The sequence below is a fragment of the Achromobacter dolens genome, assembly GCF_902859745.1.
In the GTDB taxonomy this organism is placed as follows: Bacteria; Pseudomonadota; Gammaproteobacteria; order Burkholderiales; family Burkholderiaceae_B; genus Achromobacter; species Achromobacter dolens.
The window spans coordinates 17,148-40,274 of sequence record NZ_CADIJW010000050.1; the positions used below are offsets into that span (position 1 = coordinate 17,148).

The following is a 23,127-nucleotide window of genomic DNA, read 5'->3' on the forward strand; positions in this document are numbered from 1 at the left end:
CTGAGCGCGGAAGATACCGCGCCCCGGAACCGGGCGACACACATCAGGAGACAACAGGATGCAGCAAAGGAACAAGGGGAGCCGCGCCTGGCACAGGGCGGCGGCGATGCTGTCGGCGTGCGCGCTGGCGGCCTATGCGCTGACCGCGCCGGCGATGGCGCAGGAAGCGCCCGCGGCGGGCCAGAGCGCGCGCATCGATGCGATCCGCAAGGCGGGCGAGCTGCGCGTCGGCGTGCTGCAGAATGCGCCCTGGCTGCTGCAGGACGTGTCCGGCAAGGGCGGCGAGGGCTGGAGCGGCCCGGCCTGGCTGCTGGCCAAGGAATACGCCCGCCTGTTGGGCGTGAAGCTGACGCCGGTGCAGGTCTCGCACGAGACCAAGGTGCCGGTGCTGGCGGCCAACCAGGTCGACATGACCATCAGCCCGCTGGCCGAAACGCCGGAACGCTTGAAGGTGGTGGACTTCGTGCTGTATTCCTCCACCAGCGTCTGCCTGTTCGGCCTGGCGTCCAATCCCAGGATGGCCGCGGCCAGGTCGGTCGATGACCTGAACCGGCCCGGCGTCACCATCGCATACTTCACCGGCGGCGCCGAGGAAGCCTGGGTCAAGCAGCGCTTTCCCAACGCCACGCTGCGCGCCGTGGCCAACTCGGGCGCCACCGCGCCGATCGAGGAAATCATGGCCAAGCGCGCCGACGCGGCGCCGATTAACCGCGTGCCCTGGGTCGGCCTGAGCCGCAAGGTGCGCGGCCTGATCGCGCTGCCCGCCGAGGCCAACTGCCAGCAGAGCACCGAAAAGGCCTCGCCGGTGGGCCTGGCGATCGACAAGAACCAGCCCGAATACCTGGCCTGGCTGCGGCAGGTGGCCGCCGGCATGAAGACGCGCCTGGACGCCGACGAAATGCGCATCATCGAACAGACCCCGTAGGCCGCTCCGGCCTTTCCCCACCCCACTGGATTCACCGACCCCGCGCAAGGCGCGCGGCCCGGGCGACTGCCCGCGGCCTCGCGCGCCCGCATCCGGCGTCCGCCGCCGGGCTTGCCTCCAAGGAGACCGCAATGCAACCGTCCTTCCTCACCCGTTTCGCCGCCACCGCTCTGCTGCTGGCCGGCGCCGCCACCGCCCAGGCGCAGACGCCGCCCGCGCCCGGCGAGAGCCCGCGCATCGACGCCATTCGTAAGGCCGGCGTGCTGCGCGTGGGCGTGGTCAACAACCCGCCGTGGCTGGTGCAGAACACCACCGGCTCGGGCGAGCCCTGGATGGGCTCGTCGTGGCTGCTGGGCAAGGAATTCGCGCGCCTGCTGGACGTGAAGATCGTGCCGGTGCAGGTCAGCCACGAAACCAAGGTGCCGGCGCTGATCGCCAATCAGATGGACATCATGATCGGGCCGCTGAACCAGAACGCCGAGCGCGCCAAGATCATCGACTTCGTCACGTTCTCGAACACCAGCGTCTGCATGTTCGGCCTGGCGTCCAACCCCAAGTTCACCAGCGCCACCAAGGTCGAGGACTTCAACCAGCCCGGCATCACCATGGCGTACTTCTCGGGCGCGGGCGAAGAGCCGCTGGTGCTGGAGAACTTCCCCAAGGCCAAGCTGCGCGGCGTCACCAACTCGGGTTCGGTGGCGCCGATCGAGGAAGTGCTGGCGGGCCGCTCCGACGTGGCGCCGCTGAACCGCATGCTGTGGCCCAACATCAGCAGGAAGGTCAAGGGCCTGGCCGTGTTCCCCAAGGAAAACGATTGCCAGGACAGCAAGATCTTCGCGATCGACGCGGGCATGGGCGTGGCCAAGAACCAGCCGGTGTACCTGGAGTGGCTGCGCAAGGTGGAAGCGCGCATGCATCCCGAACTGGTGGCCGAAGAGCGCCGCATGACGCAGAACCTGAAGTAAGGCGGACACACCATGCTCAATTGCGCGATTCATGGGGCCGAGGACTTGCGGCTGGTGGAACAGGCGCCCGAGCCGCTGGGCCCGACGCAGGTGCGCGTCGGCGTCAAGGCGGTCGGCATCTGCGGTTCGGACCTGCATTACTACCGTCACGGCCGGGTCGGCGACTTCGTCATCCGCGAACCGCTGACGCCGGGCCACGAGGCCTCGGGCCAGGTGCTGGAGGTCGGCTCGGCGGTCACCGCCGTCAAGCCCGGCGACCGCGTGGCGCTGGATCCGGCGCGCACCTGCGGCGTGTGCCGCTACTGCCGCCAGGGCGATTCCAACCACTGCGAGGCGGTGTTCTTCTTCGGCAGCGCCAGCCGCTATCCGCACATGCAGGGCGCGATGCGCGAGCAGGTGGTGGTGCAGGAAAAGCAGTGCGTGCCGGTGCCGGACAGCCTGTCGTTCGAGCTGGCCGCCTTCGGCGAGCCGCTGGCGGTGGCGCTGCACGCGGTGCGCAGCGCCGGCACGCTGCTGGGCAAGACGGTGATGGTGGTGGGCGCCGGGCCGATCGGCGCGCTGGTGCTGATGGCGGCGCGCCTGGCCGGCGCCAGCCAGGTCATCGTGGTCGACATCGTCGACCAGACCCTGGCAACCTGCGCCAAGGTCGGCGCCACGCGCACCATCAACGCCGCCGCCGAGCCGGGCGCGCTGGACGAACTGGCGGCGGGCAAGGGCACGGTCGATGTGTGCTTCGAGGCCTCCGGCAACTACGCCGGGCTGGCGAACTGCATCCGCGCCACGCGGCCGCGCGGCACCATCGTCACGGTGGGCACGCTGGGCGGCAGCAGCGAGCAGTGCCCGTTCAACCAGATCATGGTCAAGAGCCTGAACGTCATCGGCAGCTTCCGCTTCGTCGATGAATACGCCTGGGCGGTCGACTACCTGGGCCGCGGCCTGGTGGACGTGGCGCCGCTGCTGACGGCGGCGGTGCCGGCGCGCCAGGCGCACGAGGCCTTCGCGCTGGCGGCCGACCGGCGCCAGGCCATGAAAGTGATGGTGACGTTCTGAGCCCGGCCGCGCTCGCGACCGCACGGAGATTCCATGGACTTCGATTTTTCCCCCATCGTCGATAACTGGCGCTTCTTCGCCAGTGGCCTGGGCATCACGGTGGCGCTGAGCGCCGTCACGGCGGTGTCCAGCATCCTGCTGGGCCTGGTGATCGCGCTGCTGCGCCTGTACGGGCCGCGCTGGCTGCGGGTGCTGCTGGTGTTCTACATCGACAGCATGCGCGCCATCCCGGTGCTGGTGGTGCTGGTGTGGATCTACTTCGCCTTCCCGCTGCTGGCCGGGGTGACCTTCGCGCCGTTCTGGGCGGCGCTGGTGGCGTTGACGCTGCACATCGCGGCCTACTCGGCCGAGGTGATCCGCGCCGGCATCGAGTCGGTGCGCCCGGGGCAGATGCGCGCCGGCCTGGCGCTCGGCATGTCGCGGGCCCAGGCGCTGCGCAAGATCATCCTGCCGCAGGCCACCATCCGCATGCTGCCGGCCTTCGGCTCGGTGCTGACGGTGGCGATCAAGGACACCGCCATCGCCACGGTGATCGCGGTGCCCGAACTGATGCACAAGGCCGAGACCATCGCCGGGCAGAGCTACCGGCCGATCGAGGTGTTCACCGCGGTGATCGTGGCGTACTTCGTGATCCTGTTCCCGGTGACGCGCGGCGTGGACCGGCTGTACCAACGTTACGCACACCTGGGGCGCTCATGAATCTGGACTGGGGAATTATCTGGGACTCGCGCCAGGTGCTGCTGCAGGGCGCGGCCATGACCGTGATGCTGACGGTGGTGACGATGGCGCTGGCGGTGCCCGGCGGCATGGTGCTGGCGCTGATGCGGCTGTCGTCGAACCGCGTGGCCAATGGCATCGCGGTGGCGATCGTCGAGTTCTTCCGCAACCTGCCGCTGATCCTGGTGATCTATTGGGCGTTCTACGTGATGCCGATGGCGCTGGACGTGCAGTTCTCGGCGGTGACCACGGCGCTGGTGGCGCTGGTGCTGAACGTGTCGGCCTACAACTCCGAGACCTTCCGCGCCGGCATCAATTCGATCCGCAAGGGCCAGATGGAGGCGGCGCTGGCGATGGGCATGTCGCGCCGCCAGGCCATGTTCAAGGTGCTGGTGCCGCAGGCAGCGCGGCGGATCCTGCCGGTGCTGGCCAGCACCTGGATCTCGCTGTTCAAGGACACCTCGCTGGTGTCGGTGATCGCCGTCAGCGAGCTGGCCTATGCCTCGATGCAGGTGCGCGCGCAGAGCTTCCGCGTGCTGGAAATGCTGACCGCGATGGCGGTGATCTATTGGCTGATGGGCTATCCGCAGGCCAAGCTGGTCGACTGGATCCACCGCAAATACGGAGTCAAGGAGTGAACGAGATGATCCTGGAACAAGTGGCCGGCACGGCCGGCGCGGCGGCGGCCGCAGCAACGACCCGCGCGGCAACGGCCGCCGCAGCGCCGGCTGCCGCAGCGACGGCTGCCGCGGCAACGGCCGCCGCACGCAAGGGCGCCGATCAGCCGCCGGTGCTGGTGTACGAGCACGTGCGCAAGGTCTTTGGCGACTTCGTGGCGTTGAACGACGTTTCGCTGCAGGTCAACAAGGGCGAGGTGATGTGCCTGATCGGCCCGTCCGGTTCGGGCAAGTCTACGCTCCTGCGCTGCACCAACGCATTGGAGAAGATCGACGGCGGCCGCGTGCTGCTGGACGGCGTGGCGGTGCCGGAGGCCGAATCGGAAGTGCGCAAGGTGCGCCAGCGCATGGGCATGGTGTTCCAGAGCTTCGAGCTGTTCCCGCACAAGTCGGCGCTGGACAACGTCGCCATGGGGCCCATCACCGTGCTCGGCATGGCGCCGGAGCTGGCGCGGGCCCGCGCCATGGCGCTGCTGGAGAAGGTCGGCCTGGCCGCCAAGGCCGGCAACTTTCCCGCCAACCTGTCCGGCGGCCAGCAGCAGCGCGTGGCGATCGCCCGCGCGCTGGCGATGGAGCCGGAAGTGATGCTGTTCGACGAGCCGACCTCGGCGCTCGACCCCGAGACCGTGGGCGAGGTGCTGAACGTCATGAAGAAGCTGGCGCAGGAAGGCATGACCATGATCGTGGTCACGCATGAAATGAGTTTCGCGCGGCGCGTGGCCAACTGGGTGGTGGTGTTCGAGAACGGCGCCATCCTGGAACAGGGCCCGCCCGCGCAGATTTTCGACAACCCGCAGGTCGCCCGTACCCGCGACTTCCTCAGCCACCTGGGCTGGGAAGGCTGAACACCCTCCCGTTTCACGGAATCCATGATGAAAATTACGAACGCACGCGTCATTGTTTGTTCGCCGGGCCGCAATTTCGTGACCCTGAAGATCGAGACCGACCAGGGCCTGACCGGCATCGGCGACGCCACCCTGAACGGGCGCGAGCTGGCCGTGGCGGCCTACCTGACCGAACACGTGGTGCCTTGCCTGATCGGCCGCGACGCGCACCAGATCGAGGACATCTGGCAATACCTGTACAAGGGCGCCTACTGGCGCCGGGGCCCGGTCACCATGACCGCCATCGCCGCGGTCGACACCGCGCTCTGGGACCTGAAGGCCAAGGCCGCCGGCCTGCCGCTGTACCAACTGCTGGGCGGCAAGAGCCGCACCGGCGTCATGGTCTACGGCCACGCCAATGGCAGCGACATCGAGCACACCGTCGACGAGGTGCTGCGCTATGCCGACATGGGCTACCGCGCGATCCGCGCGCAGAGCGGCGTGCCGGGGCTGGACAAGGTCTACGGCGTCGGCCGCGGCAACCTGTTCTACGAACCCGCCGACGCCGACCTGCCCAGCGAGCACGACTGGTCCACGGAGAAGTACCTGCGGCACACGCCCAAGCTGTTCGATCGCATCCGCGAAAAGCTCGGCTTCGAGCACCACCTGCTGCACGACGTGCACCACCGCCTGATGCCGATCGAGGCTGGCCGCCTGGGCAAGTCGCTGGAACCGTACAACCTGTTCTGGATGGAAGACGCCACGCCGGCCGAGAACCAGGAGGCCTTCCGCCTGATCCGCCAGCACACCACCACGCCGCTGGCGGTGGGCGAGATCTTCAATTCGATCTGGGACTGCAAGGACCTGGTGCAGAACCAGTTGATCGACTACATCCGGACCACCGTGGTGCACGCCGGCGGCATCACGCACCTGCGCCGCATCGCCGACCTGGCCTCGCTGTACCAGGTGCGCACCGGCTGCCATGGCGCCACCGACCTGTCGCCGGTGTGCATGGGCGCGGCGCTGCACTTCGACCTGTGGGTGCCGAACTTCGGCATCCAGGAATACATGCGCCACACCGAGGAGACGGACGCGGTGTTCCCCCACGCCTACACCTTCTCGCAGGGCATGCTGTATCCGGGCGATGTGCCGGGTCACGGCGTGGACATCGACGAGAAGCTGGCCGCCAAGTATCCGTACAAGCGCGCCTACCTGCCGGTGAACCGCTTGCAGCAGGACGGCACGCTATGGAATTGGTAGCCCCCGCGGCCGTCCGGCTGCATCCGGCGCGCCTGCAGGCGCTGGCGCCCGGCCTGGCGCGACCGGCCTACGATAGGGGCGCGTTGCGCGCCGGCATCGTGCATCTGGGACTGGGCGCGTTCGCGCGCGGCCATCTGGCGGCGGTGAATGAGGCGGCCATCCACGCCAGCGGCGACCCGCGCTGGGGCATCTGCGGCGTGTCGCTGCGCCAGGCCGACACCCGCGATGCGCTGGCGCCGCAGGACGGGCTGTACACGCTGGCGCTGCGCAGCGCCGACGCCGAGGGCCGGCCGCGACAGCAACTGGCCGTGATCGGCTGCCTGCTGGAAACGCTGGTGGCGCCGGAGGATCCGCAGGCGGTGCTGGCGCGCATCGCCAGTCCGTACACGCGCATCGTGAGCCTGACCGTGACCGAGAAGGGCTATTGCCACGATCCGGCCAGCGGGGCGTTGAACCTGGCGCATCCCGACATCGTGCACGACCTGGGCCAGCCGCTGGCGCCGCGCAGCACCATCGGCTTCCTGGTGTGGGGGCTGCAACGGCGCCGCGCCTCGGGCCTGGGCCCGGTGACGCTGCTGTCGCTGGACAACCTGCCCGGCAACGGCCATCTGCTGCGCGGCCTGGTGCTGGCGTTCGCCGCGCAGGTCGACGCCCGCCTGGCCGAATGGATCGGCCAGGCCTGCACGTTTCCGTGCTCCATGGTGGACCGCATCGTGCCGCGCACCACCGATGAGGATCGCGCGGCCGTGGCGCAGGCGCTGGGCATGACGGACGCCTGGCCGGTGCAGGCCGAGCCGTTCCTGGAATGGGTGGTGGAAGATCGCTTTGCCGCCGGTCGGCCGGACTGGGCCGTGGGCGGCGCGCGCTTTGTCGACGAGGCGGCGCCGTTCGAGACCCTCAAGCTGCGCATGGTGAACGGCGCGCATTCGGCGCTGGCCTACCTGTCGGTGATGGCGGGGTGGGGCACGGTGGACCAGGCCGTGGCGCAGCCGGCGCTGCGGCGCTATCTGGCCGACCTGATGCGCATGGAAATCGCGCCGACCCTGCCGGTGCTGCCAGGCCTGGACCTGGCGGCTTACCAGGAGCGGCTGTTGCAACGCTACGCCAATCCGGCGCTGCGGCACCAGACGCGGCAGATCGCCATGGACGGGTCGCAGAAGATGCCGCAGCGCCTGCTGGGCACGGTGCGGGCGCGGCTGGCGGCGGACCGGCCGATCACGGGGCTGGCGCTGGCGCTGGCCGGCTGGCTGCATTTCCTGCGCGGTGTGGATCAGGCAGGACGGCGTTATCCCATCGACGATCCGCTGGCCGAGCCGCTGGCGCAGCGACTGGCGCAGGCCGAGCATGCGGCGCGCGATGCTTCGCCGGGACCGGCCGCCGCGCTGGCCTGGGCGCGCGAGATGACGGCCCTGGCCGCCGTGTTCGGCGACCTGGGCCGCGACGAGCGTTTCGTGCGCGAGGTGGCGCAGGCGGCGCAGTCGTTGCGCACGCTGGGCGTGGCGGGCGCGCTGGAGGCGACCCTGGCCGCGATGCGCGCGGACGCTGGCTAGGGCGGCGTCCGCGTCAGGCAGCCGGCGGCGCCAGCCGGCCCAGCAATGGTTCGATTGCCATGCCAATGGCGAGGATCTGGCGGTCCTCGCCCGGCAGGCCATCCACCTCCAGTCCGATCGGCAGGCCGCCGTCCGACAGGCCGGCGGGCAGGCTCAGGCCGGGCAGGCCCGCGTTGCTGCCGGGGTCGACGTTGCGCGCCAGCCGCAGGAACGACTCCAGGCTGCTGGCCTCGGACGCGGCGAGCGGCGCCAGCACCGGCACCGTGGGGAACAGCAGCCCGTGCAGCCCGTGCCGCGCGAACGCACGGCGGTAGACGTCGACGAGCGCGTTGCGATGTTCCGCGATGGCGCTGTCGTAAAGCGGTTGCAGCGGCAGCAGTTCGCCCGATGGCGTGGGCAGCACGCCCGGCACGACCAGGTCATCGAAGATGGCTTTCACGTCAGGGCTGGAAATCCGAGCCACCAGTTCCTCGAATGACACGCCCGCGTCGTGGCGTTGCAGATAGGCGATCAGATCGTGCTTCTGCTCGTACAGGCACAGTGGCATGCCGGTCGCGGCGTTGCTGGCTTCCAGGCCGGGCAGGTCCAGCGGGACCAGGGTCACGCCGGCCGCGCGCAGACGCTCCAGGGCGGCCTGCGCCGTGGCCTCTACCCGCGGGTCCAGGTCCTGCCAGAAATAGCCGGGCAGGCCCAGGCGCAGGTCGGCGGCGCGCAGCGCCGGCAGTGGCGTGTCATCGCCGGCCAGGACGGCATCCAGCAGCGCGATGTCGGCCATGCCGTTGGCGATGGGTCCGGGCGTATCGCGGGTATGCGAAATCGGCGTAATGCCCGAACCGTCATAGCGACCCACGGAAGGCCGGAAGCCGACGGCGCCATTGAGGGCGGCGGGCAGGCGCACGGAAGCGCCAGTGTCGGTGCCTAGCGCGGCCGGCACCAGGCGCGCGCCCACCGCCGCGCCGCTGCCCGAGGACGAACCGCCGGCGATGCGTTCGGCGTCATAAGCGTTGCGCGTGCCCGCGCCGCGCGGGCCGGGGTAGGCGGTGTTGTAGCCGGACACGCCGAAGGCCAGTTCATGCATGTGGGTCTTGCCGACGATGATGGCGCCCGCCTCGCGCAACCGGCGCACCACCGGCGCGTCTTCCTTGGGGATGAAGCCATGCAGGGCCGGGGTGCCGGCGGTGTTGGGCAGCCCCGCCACATGGATGTTGTCCTTGATCGCCAAGGGCACGCCCTGCAGCGGCCGGGGCGCGCGGCCGGCGGCGCGCCCGGCGTCGGCGGCCCTTGCCTGGGCCAGCGCGCCCTCGGCGTCGACGGTGATGAAGGCATTGAGGTCCTGGCGGGACGCGATGCGGTCCAGACAGGCCCGGGTGAGGGCCTCGCTGGTGATCTGGCCGTCGCGGAACAGCGCCGCGGCCTCGGTCACGGTGGGGCAGCTCGAGGACGTCTGGTGGGCGGTCATGGCGGGGTTGTCTCCTTGGTTTTGGGGCGGTTGCGTCGGGTCGATACCGTTCTGTGCAGGGTTGACCGTAGCGCGGCCGGGCGCCGTTCGTCGATATGCCGGTCCGGCCCGTGGTCGCCCGCGGGCGGGGCGCGGTACCGCGGGGACGGTCAGGCGCTAAGATAGGTGGAGCTTATACACGTACAAGTCCCTCTCTTATCCTGGTATGAACACTTCCCCCCAGGCCGGCGCCGCCGGCCACGAAGGCTCCCGCCTGCGCCGCCAGGCGCTGGGCGAATTCGTGCGCAGCGCCCGATCGCGCATCACGCCGCAGATGGCCGGCCTGCCCGAAGGCATGCGCCGGCGCACGCCGGGGCTGCGGCGCGAAGAGGTGGCGCAACTGTGCGGCATCAGCGTCACCTGGTACACCTGGATCGAACAGGGGCGCGAGGTGTCGGTATCGCCGTCGGTCTGGTCGCGCATCGCGGGGGTGCTGCAACTGGCGCGGGCCGAGCGGGCCTATCTGTTCGACCTGGCCGATTGCGCCGATCCGCAGCATGCGCGCGACGACGCGATGGGGGCGCCGGGGTCGTTGCGCGAGTGCGTGGACGCCATCACCGCGCCGGCCTACGTGCTGGACCGGGCCTGGAACGTGCTGGCCTGTAATGAACCGCTGCGGGAACTGTTCGACGACTGGCCGACCCGGGATCCGGAGCCCAACCTGCTGCGCTACATCTTCCTGGACCCGGCGGCGCGCGAGCTGGTGGTGGATTGGGAGCAGCGGGCGCGGCGCGTGGTGGCGGAGTTTCGGGCGGACGCGGGCGCGCATCTGGATGAGCCGGCGGTGCTGGCGCTGATCGATGCCCTGAACCGGCAGAGCGCGGTGTTCGCGCATTGGTGGAACCGGCACGCGGTGGTCGAGCGCGAGGGCGGCCTGCGTGAATTCGCGCATCCGCGGCGGGGGCGGATGGCGTTCCAGCAGATCACGTTTCGCCTGGCGACGCATCTGGATCTGAAGCTGGTGATGTTGCTGGGGGATGAGTGACGGGTGGGTTCTTGAGGCGCGAGTGGCGGGGCAGGCGGGGGATGGCGGGGCGTGTAGATGCGCCCGGCGGAAACCGAAGGCAGCCGCCGGCAGGCGGCAACGAGGTTGAGCCCGGGGCAGTCCGGAGCGAACGCTCCGGACCGCAATCGTAGCCCCGCCATCCCCCGCCTGCCCCGCCACTCGCTCGCGTCGTGACTTAACGGCGGCTGTTGGGGCGGGTCTTGTTCTTGGCGTTCTTGCCAGCAATCTTTGAGGCGGAAAGGGTTTGCGGGGTCGCCAAAGGCGGCCGCGCGGGCGGCCTTCTTTGGCGTTTGGGTGTCTGGCGTCGGGGTGGTGACGCTGCGCGCGGGGGGCGGTCGGAGGGTGCTACTTGCTGTTGGCCAGCAGGTCGCCGGGGAGGCCGGCTTCGATCAGGCCCAGCAGGAGTTTCTTGACGGGGGCGGGCAGGGCGGTGTCGGCGAGTTCGGCCTGGGTGATCCAGCGCTCGGGTTGCGTGGGCTGGCGTAGCGAGGCGCTGCGCACGGGCACGTACCAGGGGCGGATGTGCAGGCGGTAGTGGGTGAAGGTGTGGGCGAAGGCGGCGAGTTCGAAGCGCTGTTCGGGGTCCAGGCCTAGGGCGCGGGAGGCGGCCAGGGGGTCGCCGGCGGCGTCGAATTCGGGCAGGCTCCAGAGGCCGCCCCAGATACCGGGTTCGGGGCGTTGCTGCAGCAGGAAGGCGCCCTGGTGCTGCAGCACCAGCATCGCGGTCTCGCGTTCCGGGATCGCCTTGCGCGCCTTGGGCGTGGGCAGCTCGGCCTGGCGGCCTTCGCGCTTGGCGACACAGGTATCGGCGACCGGGCAGCGTTCACAGGCGGGCTTGCCGCGCGTACAGAGGGTGGCGCCCAGATCCATCAGGCCCTGCGTGTAGGCGGCCATGTCCAGGCCGGGCGCGGCCTCGACCTGGGCGTCGGCCAGGGCCCACAGGCGCTGCTCGATCTCGCGCCTGGCGGGGTCGCCGGCGATGCCGAAGTGACGGGTGAAGACGCGCTTGACGTTGCCGTCGAGGATGGGCGAGCGCTCGCCGTAGGCGAAGGCGGCGATGGCGGCGGCGGTCGAGCGGCCGATGCCGGGCAGGGTGGCGATGGCTTCGGCGCTGGGCGGGAAGTGGCCATTCCAGTCGCGCGCGATCTCCTGGGCGCAGCGGTGCAGGTTGCGGGCGCGGGCGTAGTAGCCCAGGCCGGCCCAGTAGGGCATCACCTCTTCCTGGGCGGCGGCGGCCAGCGCGGCCACGTCGGGGAAGCGCTGCAGGAAGCGTTCGTAGTAGGGGATCACCGTGGCCACCTGCGTCTGCTGCAGCATGATCTCGGAGAGCCAGATGCGGTAGGGATCCCGGGTGTTTTGCCAGGGGAGATCGTGGCGGCCGTGCTGGCGTTGCCAGGCGACGATGCGAGGGGCGAAGTCCATGCCCGCAATTATCGCATCGCCCTATTGCCGGGGGTGGGGCGAGCGGTTACAACCGTAGGACAGAGGCGCATCGAGCGCCCGGAATTCACCTCCCGCCGCTTGCCTGCATGCGCTTCAAGAGGGCGTGGTGCGTTGGCTGCCGCGGGCGTTCCACGACCCTCGGAGTAGACATGAATGCCCCCCTCACGCCCGCGCTGCGCGCGGCGCTCGAATCCGTCCAGTTGGACGACAAATACACCCTCGAAAGCGGCCGCGCCTGGATGAGCGGCATCCACGCCCTGGTGCGCCTGCCGATGATGCAGCGGCTGCGCGACCTGCGCGCGGGGCTGAACACGGCCGGGTTCGTGTCGGGCTACCGGGGCTCGCCGCTGGGCGGGGTCGACCAGAACATGTGGAAGGCGGCCAAGTACCTGAAGGCGCACCACGTCGAGTTCCAGCCGGGCATCAACGAGGACCTGGCGGCCACCGCGGTGTGGGGCACCCAGCAGGTCAACCTGTTCCCAGGCGCCAAGTACGACGGCGTGTTCGGCATGTGGTACGGCAAGGGGCCGGGCGTGGACCGCTGCGGCGACGTGTTCAAGCACGCCAACGCCGCCGGCACGTCGCCGCACGGCGGCGTGCTGGTGGTGGCCGGCGACGACCATCCGGCCAAGTCGTCGACGCTGCCGCACCAGAGCGACCACATCCTCAAGGCCTGCATGATCCCGGCGCTGTTCCCCTCCAGCGTGCAGGAGGTGCTGGACTACGGCCTGCACGGCTGGGCCATGAGCCGTTATGCCGGCGTCTGGGTCGGCATGAAGTGCATCACCGACATCGTCGAGGTGTCGGCCTCGGTGGACGTGGATCCGTACCGCGTGCAGATCGTGCTGCCCGGGGATTTCCAACTGCCGCCGGACGGCCTGAACATCCGCATCCCGGACACGCCGCTGCAACAGGAAGCGCGGCTGCTGGACTACAAGCTGTACGCGGCGCTGGCCTACGCGCGCGCCAACAACCTGAACCGCGAACTGTGGCAGGTGCCGGCGCGCGACGCGCGCTTTGGCATCATGACCTCGGGCAAGGCCTACCTGGACACGCGCCAGGCGCTGTCCGACCTCGGGTTGAGCGAGGCGGTGTGCCAGCGCATCGGCCTGCGGCTGTTCAAGGTGGGCATGGTGTGGCCGCTGGAGTCCACCGGCATGGCGCGCTTCGCCGATGGCCTGGACGAGATTCTGGTGGTCGAGGAAAAGCGCCAGGTGCTCGAATACCAGTTGAAGGAGGAACTGTTTAGCTGGATCGGCAGCGGCAAGAAGATCCCGCGCGTGGTCGGCAAGTTCGACGACAAGGATGGCGGCGAATGGGCGGTGCCGCAGGGCAACTGGCTGCTGCCGGCGCACTACGAGTTCTCGCCGGCGATGGTGGCCAAGGCCATCGCCGCGCGCCTGCTGCGCTTCGAATTGCCGGCCGACGTGCGCGCCGGCATCGAGGCGCGCCTGGCCTTCATCGCCGAGCGTGAGCAGGCGCTGGCGCGGCCGCGCGTGGTGGAAGACCGCAAGCCGTGGTTCTGTTCGGGCTGTCCGCACAATACCTCGACGCGGGTGCCGGAAGGCTCGCGCGGCATGGCCGGCATCGGCTGCCACTACATGGTGACCTGGATGGGCCGCAACACGCAGGTGTACACGCAGATGGGCGGCGAGGGCGTGCCGTGGCTGGGGCAGGCGCCGTTCACCGAAGAGAAGCACGTGTTCGCCAACCTTGGGGACGGCACCTACTTCCATTCCGGCCTGCTGGCGATCCGCGCGGCGGTGGCGGCCAAGGCGCCGATCACCTACAAGATCCTGTTCAACGACGCGGTGGCCATGACTGGCGGGCAGCCGGTGGACGGCCCTATCAGCGTGCCGATGATCAGCCGCCAGGTGGCCGCAGAGGGCATCGACAAGATCGTGGTGGTGACCGACGAGCCGGAGAAATACCAGGGCATGGCCGGCATGGCGCCGGGCGTGCCGGTGCAACACCGCGACGAGCTGGACGCGGTGATGCGCGAGTTGCGCGAGCACCCCGGCGTGTCGGTCCTGATCTATGACCAGACCTGTGCCACCGAGAAGCGCCGCCGCCGCAAGCGCGGCGCCTATCCCGATCCGGCGCGGCGCGTGGTCATCAACGAGCGCGTGTGCGAAGGCTGCGGCGACTGTTCGCAGAAATCGCACTGCCTGTCGGTGGAACCGCTGGAGACCGAGTTCGGCCGCAAGCGCGCCATCAACCAGTCCAGTTGCAACAAGGACTTCTCCTGTCTGAAGGGCTTCTGCCCCAGCTTCGTCACGGTGGAAGGCGGCAAGCTGCGCAAGCCGCGCGCGCTGGCGCCGGAAGGCGCGGTCGACGACGACGTGCCGCAACCGGCGCTGCCGGCGCTGGCGCAGGCCTATGGCGTGTTCATCGCCGGCGTCGGCGGCACCGGCGTGGTCACCATCGGGCAACTGCTGGGCATGGCCGCGCACCTGGAAGGCAAGGGCTGTTCGGTGCTGGACATGGCCGGCCTGGCGCAGAAGGGCGGCGCGGTGTATTCGCACGTGGTGCTGGCGCAGACGCCGGACCACTTGATGAACACGCGCGTGGCGATGGGCGAGGCCGACCTGATGCTGGCCGGCGACCTGGTGGTGGCCACCAGCGCCGACGCCATGGCGCGGCTGCGTCCGGGCCGCTCGCGCGCGCTGCTCAACAGCGACACCGCGCCCACCGCCGCGTTCGTCACCAACCCCGACTGGACGCTGCCGGGCGCCAACCTGACGGCCGACCTGCAGGCCGCCTGCGGCAAGGACAACCTGCACACGGTGGACGCGTCGGCGCTGGCCGTGGGCCTGCTGGGCGACGCCATCTATTCCAACCCGCTGATGATGGGCTACGCCTACCAGAAGGGCTGGCTGCCGCTGTCGCGCGAGTCGTTGCTGCGCGCCATCGAACTGAACGGCCAGCAGGTGCCCAACAACCAGGCGGCGTTCGCCTGGGGCCGCCGCGCGGCGCATGACCTGGCCGGCGTGACGCGCCTGCTGGCAAGCGGCGGCGCGCCCGCGCATCCGGAGGGCATCATCGAGATCCGCCGGCCGCGCGTGGTCCAACCGGTGGTGGAGCTGAAGAAGCCGGCCGGCGAGCTGGCGCGCGTCGTCGAAACGCGCCGCGCGTTCCTGACGCAGTACCAGGACGCGGCTTACGCCAGGCAGTACACCGACCTGGTGGACAAGGTGGCGCACGCCGAGCGCGAGGCCACCGGCACCCAGCGCCTGGCGCTGGCGGTGGCGCGCTACTACTTCAAGCTGCTGGCCTACAAGGACGAGTACGAGGTGGCGCGGTTGTACACGGACGGGGAGTTCCTCAAGCGCATTGGCGAGCAGTTCGAGGGCGACTGGAAGCTGCGCTTCCACCTGGCGCCGCCGCTGTTCGCGCGCCGCGGCGCGGACGGCCATCTGGTCAAGAAAGCCTATGGCCCCGGCATGCTGCGGGTGTTCCGCCTGCTGGCGCGCATGAAGCGCCTGCGCGGCACGCGCTTCGATCCGTTCGGCTACACGCGCGAGCGCCGCGCCGAGCGCGAGCTGGCGCGCGAGTATCGCGAGACGCTGAGCGCGATCCTGTCCAAGCTCAATCGCGGCAACCTGGATCGCGCGGTCGCCCTGGCCAGCGTGCCGGAGGAGATCCGCGGCTACGGCCACGTGAAGGAGGCGGCGATGGAGAAGGCCGCCGCGCGGCGCGAGGCGCTGCTCAAGGACTTCAGCGCCAGCGTGGTGTCGATCGGCGGCGCGCGGGCGGCCTGATCCGCCTGCGCGGCGATGGCCGGCGACGGGCATATGCCTGCCGCCGGCCCATGCGCCCTCGCGGCAGCCGCGCGCGACTGGGGCTGGCCAGCCCTACGCCGGATAGTGCGCGTCGTCCAGCAGCATGTCCTCGAAGAACGCGCCGTAGCGGCCCTGCGGGTCGCGCAAGTGGATCTCCAGGATCCAGCGCATCTCCGATGGGCTGATCGCCAGCTCGGCGAGCGAGCCGGTATGGATTGCCGCGTGCGGGAAGTCGGATACGCGGTGGCCGGGCAGGTCGAAGTTCAGCTCCCAACCCATGGCGCGCGCCTGGCGGTCGGCGTAGGCGTAGAGCGCCTGTCCGCTCAGCCGCTCGCGCAGCCAGACGCCGCGCACGTCATGGAACAGCGCCTCGGCGTCGCGGGCGCAACGCGCCTGGCCGGGGTCGTCGCCCACCACGTAGCTCTTGCCGCCATCGCCTTCCCAGGCGTCCAGGCGCGGCGCGATGTCGAGAAAGAAGATGTCGTGTTCGCCCAGCACCGCGCCGGGCGTGGACGCCTGGCGCATGGCTTTCAGGGTGTTGGCGCCGAAGCGCACCCGCGTGGGATGCCAGCTCAGCGCCATGCCGGCATTGATCAGCGTCTGCTTGGCCAGGGCGACCGCGTCTTCCTCGATCATGCCGGGGCGGATGCGCGCGGCGATGTCCTCGATGGCCTGGCGTGTCTTGTTGCGGGCCAGCAGCATGCCGTCCACGGAGAAGGCGGGACCGACGCGTTCGCTGGGGTCGGAAGAGGGCGTTTGCATGAGGGGGTTCCTTGCTTGGCAAGCCCGGAGGGCGATGCAAGCAGTCTGGGCGCGCGCCGGGTCATCGACCAGCGCCGCGCGGCACGGATTCCGGCCAGCCTGGCGCGTCCGGCGGCCATGGCCGTGGACGGCGGCGGATTGCGGCCGCCGTGGCACGGTTTGCGGCCAGGCCTGACGGCAGGGACCCCTTGCGCCGCAGACCTTGGGCTAAGGTAGCGTCTGGCGGCGTCGTTGCCGCCTTGGTGCCCACGCCGTGTCGCGCGGGGCCCGAGCCTCCCGCCCTCCGATCCCATGAAATCCGTCGCCATTCTCGTGTTTCCCGGCGTGCAGTCGCTGGACGTCAGCGGTCCGCTGGACGTCTTTGCCGAGGCCAACCGCTTTTTGCTGCCTGCCCGGCAGTACCGAATGGAGTTGATCGGCCTGACGCGCGGCGTGGTCCCCTGTTCCAACGGCATGCTGCTGGCGCCGCAGCGCTATTACGCCGATGTCTCCGACGCGCCCGACCTGCTGTTGGCCGCCGGCGGGCCCGGCCTGCCGGCGGCGCAGGAGTCGGACGAGGCACGGACCTGGCTGCGCGCGGCCTGCGCGCGGGCCGAACGCTACGGCTCGATCTGCAACGGCGTCTTCCTGCTGGCGCGCGCCGGCCTGCCGGCGGGCGCCACCGTCACCACCCACTGGAACGACGCGCCGGCGCTGGCGGCGCGCTATCCGGACCTGCGCGTCGAGACCGATCGGCTGTACGCGCGGGACGGCCGGCTGCATACGTCTGCGGGGGTGACCGCCGGCATCGACCTGGCCCTGTACCTGGTGGCGCAGGACCATGGGCCGGAGGTGGCGCTGAACGTGGCCAAACGGCTGGTGGTGTTCATGCATCGCGCTGGCGGGCAATCGCAGTTCAGCCCGTTCCTCACGCCCTTCGTCGAGGAGACCTCGGCGGTGGCGCAGGTACAGCAGTACGTGCTGGGGCATCTGGCCGATGATCTCGGCGTGGACGCGCTGGCGGCAGTGGCCAACATGAGCCGCCGCAACTTCTCGCGGGTGTTCCTGCGCGATGCGGGCGTCACCCCGGCGGATTTCGTGGAAAGCGCCCGGGTGGATGCGGCCCGCGCGCGGCTGGAGCGCGCCTCGGCGCCGCTCAAGACCGTGGCCTTCGATTGCGGCTTCCGGGATGCGCGGCACCTGCGCGAGGTATTCCAGAGGCGGCTGGGCGTGTCGCCCAGCCAGTATCGCGCCAGTTTCGGCTGCTGACGCGCGGGGCGGATTCAACCGCCCGCGGTTTCCGGCTTGCGGCGGCGGGTGACGCCGGTGTCGAAGCGTTCCACGCCGGGGCGCGTGGCGGGGCGGTCGAAACGCTCGACGCCGGGGCGATCGAAACGTTCCACGCCCGGCCGGGCGGCGGGGCGGTCGAAGCGTTCCACGCCGGGCCGTGTGAAACGCTCGACGCGCGGCGGGCTGTGGGTCTTGGCCTGCACGCTTTCGGCGGCGGCCTGTTCGCGCTTGGCGATGATTTCTTCGGCGCGCTGGTGGTGCGGCGCCATCTTGCGCACCATCACGCGGCCGTCGCGCGGGAAATAGTTGATGCGGCGGGCGTGCACGTCGCCCAGGTCCTGGGCCTTGACGGGGATGCCTTCCGTGCGCAGGTAGTTCAGCACGAACTGGCCATTGCGTTCGCCGATGTTCATCTGCTGCATGGCCGACAGCACCGCGCCGCCGCCGAACACCTTGGCCTCGAGGCGGTCGCGCACCGCGCCGGCCTTGAGCAGTTCGTTGATCAGCACTTCCATGGCGAAGGCGCCATAGCGCATGGTGGCCGAGGCGGGCGACTGCATGTCGCCCTCGGGCAGCATGAAGTGGTTCATGCCGCCGACGCCAGTGACCGGGTCGTGGATGCAGGCGGCCACACACGAACCGAGCACGGTCGAGATCATGATGTCTTCGTCGGTGACGTAGTACTCGTTGGGGAGTACCTTCACCGCCTGGGATTGGAACGCGCTGTCGAAATAGTGGCGCGTCGCGCGGGCGTCAAGACGGGCGACCATGGGGCGGAATCAAGGGCAAGGACAACGGTTTGAACACGAAGGGCGGCGCTCGGTAGGACGGAAAACGTTTCAAAATATGTAAAAAAATGTCGCTTTATTCTTACACATTTAGCCTGAAATAGGGGGAAAACCTGTGTAACCGCAACTTTGTTATGTCCCTGAAAAATATGGCAGTTTGGCCGTCGACCGGGTGTCATTCTGGCGCCCGGGGGGCAATGCTCGGGCGGCCGCGACACGAGTTGGCCGTCCGCCTGGCGCCGGGTCGCGCGGGGCCGTGGCAGGCAGGTGCTGCCATCCTACCCACGGCGGGGTAGGGCCGTTCCCCGGATCACGGGGAAGAACGGGGGCTATACGTGGCTTTAGGCGGCTCGATCTTGAGGGAAATCAGACGAAGCCCGATGCCCTTCAGAATCGCGTGCTGCGTGTGACGGACCAGCGCGCCGACAGCGCGCCCAGGGCGGCGGAGGCGACGATGGCGGCCAGCAGCACGGGAGTGCCCGGCAGATGCAGGGCGAATTCAGCCCCATAACTGCGGGCCAGGCCGAGCAGGGCGTTGTTCAGCGGCGACAGCGCCACCGCCGCCACGCCGATGGCCAGCAGCGAGGCCAGGGCGCCGGACAGCGCGCCCAGGTACAGGAACGGCCGCCGCACGAAGGACTCGGTGGCGCCCACCAGCCGCGCCACGGCGATCTCCTCGCGCTGCGACAGGGCCTGCATGCGCACGGTGTTGAACACCGTGGCCAGCACCACCACCGCCACGCACGCGGCCAGGAAGCCCAGGCCGATGCGGGCGAAGCGCAGGATGGCCTCCAGCCGCTGGACCCAGGCGCTGTCCAGTTGCACCAGGTCGACCTGGTTCCATTGTTTCCAGGCCTGCGCCAGCTTGTCGGCGCGGCCGGCCAGGTCTTCGCCGTCGGCCAGCGTCACCACCACCGCATCGGGCAGGGGGTTGCCGGGCAACACGGCCAGCGCCTGCTGCCAGGCGGGGTTGGCGCGCAGGTCGGCCAGGGCGTCGTCGCGGCCGACCACGCGCACCGCGCGCACGTCGTTGGCGTATTCGCCCTGGATGCGCTTGGCCACGTCGGCGGCGGCGCCGGCGGGCGCGTCGACCCGCATGAAGACGGTGACTTCGGGGGTGACCGACATCTGCCGCGCCACAGGCTGCACCGACACCAGGATGGCGCTGCCCAGCAACGGCAGGGCCAGCGCCAGCGCCATCACCAGCAGGTTGGCGAGCGACGAGAACGGCTGCTTGACCAGCCGGCGCAGGGTGACCATGAGCGCATAGCGATGCTGCCGCAGCCAGGCGTTCATGCCGGTTCTCCCGCGATGCCGTGGCCGACGTCGGCCGGGGGCGTGGCGGCGCCGTGCGAGTCGGCGAACTTGCCCGGGTCGATGCGCAGGGTGCGGGTGGCGTAGCGCGCCATGAGTTCCTGGTCGTGCGAGGCGATCAGCGTGGTGACGCCGACGCGGTTGAAGTCGCGGAACACATTCATGATGCGCTGCGCGTTGTCGTGGTCGAGGTTGGCGGTGGGCTCGTCGGCGATCAGGATAGCGGGTCGGTTGACGATGGCGCGCGCGATCGCCAGGCGCTGCTGCTCGCCGCCCGACAGTTCGATGGGGTTGAGATCTTCCTTGCCTGACAGGCCGACCTTGTCCAGCGCGGCGCGGGCGCGGGCGGCGGCCGAATCGCCGGGATGGCCGGTGACGGCCAGCGGCAGCATCACGTTTTCAAACGCGCTGCGATCGAACAGCAGGTGCGTGTCCTGCAGGATCACGCCCACGGCGCGGCGCAGGTAGGGCCGGGCGCGGGCAGGCAGCTTGTCGAGCCGCTGGCCGTTGACCTGGATGGAGCCCCGGCTGGCGGGCTCGAGCCCGCCGATCAGCTTGAGCAGGGTGGACTTGCCGGCGCCGGAAGGCCCCGACACGAAAACGAACTCGCCCGCGCTCACGCGGAAGTTGATGTCGGCCAGGATATTGCGGCCGCGGCCATACGATTTGAATACGTGCTGGAATTCGATCATGGCGGCTGTCGGATGAAGCCGCAATATTAACTCGGGGACAGTAAGCTGGCCTAAAACCGCGCGAGGGCCGCGCGGGAAAAAGTGTCCTGATGTGACCGCGGACGCCGCATAAAAGTGACCGGTTGGACACGTTTTTTCGAACGAAAATGTGTCCCCGTTTTTATCGCAAAACCCCATTTGATTTCGTCCAGTGTCCCTATATTTCAAGGGAATTCCCGGATGCGGAGGCCGCTTTGCGGACGCTACCATCCGCCCCATGCGTAAAGCCCAACCCGGCCTTGCGTTCGGCTTCGCAACACCCCTACGGAGATCAAGATGAAAGTACTGAAACTCGCTGCCATTGGCACCGCCCTGTTCGCTGCGTCCGCGGCTGCCAATGCGGGTGCGACCTTCGATAACGTCAAGAAGAAAGGGTTTGTCCAATGCGGCGTTTCGACCGGCATTCCGGGATTCTCGATCGCGGACAGCAAGGGTGAGTACAAGGGCCTGGACGTGGATCTGTGCCGCGCCGTCGCCGCTACCATGTTCGGCGACGCCAGCAAGTTCAAGGTCACGCCGCTGAACACGCAGCAGCGTTTCACCGCCCTGCAATCGGGCGAAGTGGACGTGCTGACCCGCAACACCACCGTCACGCTGACGCGCGACACCACCCTGGGCCTGATCGGCGTGGGCGTGAACTACTACGACAGCCAGGGCGTCATGGTCTCGAAGGACCTGAACGTCAAGAGCGCCAAGGAACTGAACGGCGCCACCATCTGCGTGCAGCCGGGCACCACCACCGAGCTGAACCTGGCCGACTGGTTCCGTGGCCAGAAGATCGAATTCAAGCCCGTCGTGATCGACAAGTACGACGAAATCATCCGCGCCTTCTCGGCCGGCCGTTGCGATGCCTTCACGACCGACAAGTCGCAGTTGGCCTCGACCCGCACCACGCTGGAGAATCCGGACAAGTACATCATCCTGCCGGAAGACTTCTCCAAGGAGCCGCTGGGCCCCATGGTGCGCCAGGGCGACGAGCAATGGTTCAACGTGATCCGCTGGTCGCTGAACGCGATGCTGGAAGCCGAGGAATACGGCATCACGTCCAAGAACGTCGATGAAATGACCAAGAGCACCAATCCCAACATCCAGCGCATCCTGGGCGTGACCCCGGGCATGGGCAAGAACCTGGGCGTGGACGACAAGTGGGCCTACAACATCATCAAGCAGGTCGGCAACTACGGTGAAAGCTTCGAAGCCACGCTCGGCAAGAGCAGCGCGATGAAGCTGGAGCGCGGCCTGAACGCCAGCTACAAGCAAGGTGGCTTGATGTACGGCTGGCCGGTGCGCTAACACACGGCTGCCCGGCATGGCGCCAGTATGGCGCCATGCCTAGCCCGCCTTCGAGCGGGCGGCAGGAGTGGACGGCGCGGGCCGCAAGGCCCCCGCTGCCCGGTGTCCGACTTCTGTAGATTCATTCATGACGACTTCAAATAAAAACGCCCCGATTTCGGCACCCCCCCGGCGTCTGAACTGGAACGATCCCGGCGTGCGCGCCGTGGTCTATCAAGTGATCGCACTGGCCGCCGTCGCGCTGGCGGTGTGGTTCCTGGTTTCAAACACGCTTCACAACCTGTCCGTGCGCAACATCGCCACGGGCTTCGGTTTCCTGCAACGCGAGGCCGGTTTTGCCATCGGTGAAACGCCCATCGCCTACACCCCCGCCGACACTTATGGCCGCGCCATCTGGGTGGGTCTGCTCAACACGCTGCGCGTGGCCGTGCTCGGCATCGTGCTGGCGACCATCCTCGGCACGCTGATCGGCGTCGGCCGGCTGTCCAAGAACTGGCTCGTGGCCAAGATCACCTCGGTCTACGTCGAAGTGATGCGCAACGTGCCGCTGCTGCTGCAGTTGTTCTTCTGGTATGCGCTGATCACCGAGAACATGCCGGGTCCGCGCCAGGCGCACAACCCGCTGCCGGGCGTGTTCATCTCCAACCGCGGCCTCAAGGTGCCGGCGCTGGAAGGCAACTCGCTCGACTGGATGCTGGCCGGCCTGGGCCTGGCCATCGTCGCCATCCTGTTCCTGGGCCACTGGGGCAAGAAGCGCCAGGAAGCCACCGGCCACGTGTTCCCGCTGGGCCGCGCCGCCATCGGCCTGTTGATCGGCCTGCCGGTGATCGGCTGGCTGGTCAGCGGCGCTTCGTTGACGCTGGACATGCCGGAGCTGAAGGGCTTCAACTTCAGCGGCGGCCTGACGCTGTCGCCGGAGTTTGCCGCGCTGCTGGCGGGCCTGGTGATCTACACCTCGGCCTTCATCGCCGAAGTGGTGCGCTCGGGCATCCAGGCGGTCAACAATGGCCAATGGGAAGCGGCCGGGGCCCTGGGCCTGCGCCGCAAGCAGGTGCTGCGCCTGGTGGTGCTGCCGCAGGCGCTGCGCGTGATCATCCCGCCGATGACCAGCCAGTTCCTCAACCTCACCAAGAACAGCTCGCTGGCCGTGGCCATCGGCTACCCGGACATCGTGTCGGTGGTCAACACCACGCTGAACCAGACCGGGCAGGCCATCGAGGGCATTCTCATCATCATGGGCGCGTACCTCACGGTCAGCCTGTCGATCTCGATC

The 23,127-nt window shown here is 69.1% G+C and carries 19 protein-coding genes; 13 read left to right on the plus strand and 6 right to left on the minus strand.

The window, feature by feature from the left end; genetic code table 11:
• Nucleotides 1-58 precede the first annotated feature (58 nt).
• The 8 genes from HV783_RS24385 to HV783_RS24420 all read left to right on the plus strand — a co-directional run bounded on the left by HV783_RS24385 (nucleotide 59) and on the right by HV783_RS24420 (nucleotide 7,968).
• The gene (locus HV783_RS24385; RefSeq protein ID WP_175190037.1) at nucleotides 59-925 is read left to right on the plus strand and encodes a substrate-binding periplasmic protein; all 867 of its coding nucleotides are present in this window, start codon (nucleotides 59-61) and stop codon (nucleotides 923-925) included.
• A 131-nt stretch (nucleotides 926-1,056) separates the two neighbouring features.
• Entirely contained in the window at nucleotides 1,057-1,890 is an 834-nt protein-coding gene (locus HV783_RS24390; RefSeq protein ID WP_024067608.1) for a substrate-binding periplasmic protein, read from the plus strand.
• Nucleotides 1,891-1,902: 12 nt separating this feature from the next.
• Nucleotides 1,903-2,940 carry an L-idonate 5-dehydrogenase gene (locus HV783_RS24395; RefSeq protein ID WP_054483548.1) on the plus strand — a complete coding sequence of 346 codons (1,038 nt, stop codon included), beginning with the start codon at nucleotides 1,903-1,905 and terminating at the stop codon, nucleotides 2,938-2,940.
• A 33-nt stretch (nucleotides 2,941-2,973) separates the two neighbouring features.
• Nucleotides 2,974-3,639 carry an amino acid ABC transporter permease gene (locus HV783_RS24400; RefSeq protein WP_006392647.1) on the plus strand — a complete coding sequence of 222 codons (666 nt, stop codon included), beginning with the start codon at nucleotides 2,974-2,976 and terminating at the stop codon, nucleotides 3,637-3,639.
• Nucleotides 3,636-4,295, plus strand: a complete 660-nt coding sequence (locus tag HV783_RS24405; RefSeq protein WP_049070959.1) for an amino acid ABC transporter permease — start codon at nucleotides 3,636-3,638, stop codon at nucleotides 4,293-4,295. The genes HV783_RS24400 and HV783_RS24405 overlap by 4 nt, the downstream gene beginning before the upstream one ends.
• A 152-nt stretch (nucleotides 4,296-4,447) precedes the next feature.
• Nucleotides 4,448-5,179: an amino acid ABC transporter ATP-binding protein gene (locus HV783_RS24410; RefSeq protein WP_175190045.1), complete on the plus strand. Its 732-nt coding sequence runs from the start codon at nucleotides 4,448-4,450 to the stop codon at nucleotides 5,177-5,179.
• A 27-nt stretch (nucleotides 5,180-5,206) separates the two neighbouring features.
• Nucleotides 5,207-6,418 carry a D-mannonate dehydratase ManD gene (gene manD / locus HV783_RS24415; protein WP_175190038.1) on the plus strand — a complete coding sequence of 404 codons (1,212 nt, stop codon included), beginning with the start codon at nucleotides 5,207-5,209 and terminating at the stop codon, nucleotides 6,416-6,418.
• On the plus strand, nucleotides 6,406-7,968 hold the full coding sequence (locus tag HV783_RS24420) for a mannitol dehydrogenase family protein (RefSeq protein WP_175190039.1): 1,563 nt from the start codon (nucleotides 6,406-6,408) through the stop codon (nucleotides 7,966-7,968). The genes manD and HV783_RS24420 overlap by 13 nt, the downstream gene beginning before the upstream one ends.
• A 13-nt stretch (nucleotides 7,969-7,981) precedes the next feature.
• Here HV783_RS24420 and iaaH read toward each other — a convergent pair whose 3' ends face one another.
• Entirely contained in the window at nucleotides 7,982-9,427 is a 1,446-nt protein-coding gene (gene iaaH / locus HV783_RS24425; RefSeq protein WP_175190040.1) for an indoleacetamide hydrolase, read from the minus strand.
• 205 nt (nucleotides 9,428-9,632) lie between these two features.
• Here iaaH and HV783_RS24430 point away from each other — a divergent pair, with 205 nt between their 5' ends.
• Nucleotides 9,633-10,451 (plus strand): helix-turn-helix transcriptional regulator, encoded by an 819-nt coding sequence (locus HV783_RS24430; protein ID WP_054495765.1) that lies wholly within the window; start codon nucleotides 9,633-9,635, stop codon nucleotides 10,449-10,451.
• 366 nt (nucleotides 10,452-10,817) lie between these two features.
• On the opposite strand, the gene mutY is transcribed toward HV783_RS24430, so the two are convergent.
• Nucleotides 10,818-11,894, minus strand: a complete 1,077-nt coding sequence (gene mutY / locus HV783_RS24435; RefSeq protein WP_175143742.1) for an A/G-specific adenine glycosylase — start codon at nucleotides 11,892-11,894, stop codon at nucleotides 10,818-10,820.
• A gap of 170 nt (nucleotides 11,895-12,064) precedes the next feature.
• On the opposite strand from mutY, the gene HV783_RS24440 reads away from it, so the two are divergent.
• Nucleotides 12,065-15,676 carry an indolepyruvate ferredoxin oxidoreductase family protein gene (locus HV783_RS24440; protein ID WP_175190041.1) on the plus strand — a complete coding sequence of 1,204 codons (3,612 nt, stop codon included), beginning with the start codon at nucleotides 12,065-12,067 and terminating at the stop codon, nucleotides 15,674-15,676.
• A 93-nt stretch (nucleotides 15,677-15,769) separates the two neighbouring features.
• Here HV783_RS24440 and HV783_RS24445 read toward each other — a convergent pair whose 3' ends face one another.
• Nucleotides 15,770-16,459, minus strand: a complete 690-nt coding sequence (locus tag HV783_RS24445; RefSeq protein ID WP_175190042.1) for a M24 family metallopeptidase — start codon at nucleotides 16,457-16,459, stop codon at nucleotides 15,770-15,772.
• Nucleotides 16,460-16,750: 291 nt separating this feature from the next.
• Between HV783_RS24445 and HV783_RS24450 the strand changes: the two genes are divergently transcribed.
• The gene (locus HV783_RS24450; protein WP_175190043.1) at nucleotides 16,751-17,707 is read left to right on the plus strand and encodes a GlxA family transcriptional regulator; all 957 of its coding nucleotides are present in this window, start codon (nucleotides 16,751-16,753) and stop codon (nucleotides 17,705-17,707) included.
• Between the two features lie 14 nt (nucleotides 17,708-17,721).
• On the opposite strand, the gene cheD is transcribed toward HV783_RS24450, so the two are convergent.
• The 3 genes from cheD to HV783_RS24465 form a co-directional block, all read right to left on the minus strand.
• Complete coding sequence (gene cheD / locus HV783_RS24455) at nucleotides 17,722-18,498, minus strand: chemoreceptor glutamine deamidase CheD (RefSeq protein WP_054503349.1); 777 nt, start codon at nucleotides 18,496-18,498, stop codon at nucleotides 17,722-17,724.
• Nucleotides 18,499-18,903: 405 nt separating this feature from the next.
• The gene (locus tag HV783_RS24460) at nucleotides 18,904-19,812 is read right to left on the minus strand and encodes a cell division protein FtsX (protein ID WP_175190044.1); all 909 of its coding nucleotides are present in this window, start codon (nucleotides 19,810-19,812) and stop codon (nucleotides 18,904-18,906) included.
• Nucleotides 19,809-20,522 (minus strand): cell division ATP-binding protein FtsE, encoded by a 714-nt coding sequence (locus HV783_RS24465; protein WP_054503351.1) that lies wholly within the window; start codon nucleotides 20,520-20,522, stop codon nucleotides 19,809-19,811. Before HV783_RS24465 ends, HV783_RS24460 begins: the two co-directional genes overlap by 4 nt.
• Before the next feature lie 315 nt (nucleotides 20,523-20,837).
• Here HV783_RS24465 and HV783_RS24470 point away from each other — a divergent pair, with 315 nt between their 5' ends.
• Together HV783_RS24470 and HV783_RS24475 are read left to right on the plus strand one after the other, a co-directional pair.
• Nucleotides 20,838-21,854: an amino acid ABC transporter substrate-binding protein gene (locus tag HV783_RS24470; protein ID WP_006386905.1), complete on the plus strand. Its 1,017-nt coding sequence runs from the start codon at nucleotides 20,838-20,840 to the stop codon at nucleotides 21,852-21,854.
• 127 nt (nucleotides 21,855-21,981) lie between these two features.
• Nucleotides 21,982-23,127 (plus strand): amino acid ABC transporter permease (locus tag HV783_RS24475; protein WP_175167191.1); only part of this gene is annotated, 1,146 nt, incomplete at its 3' end.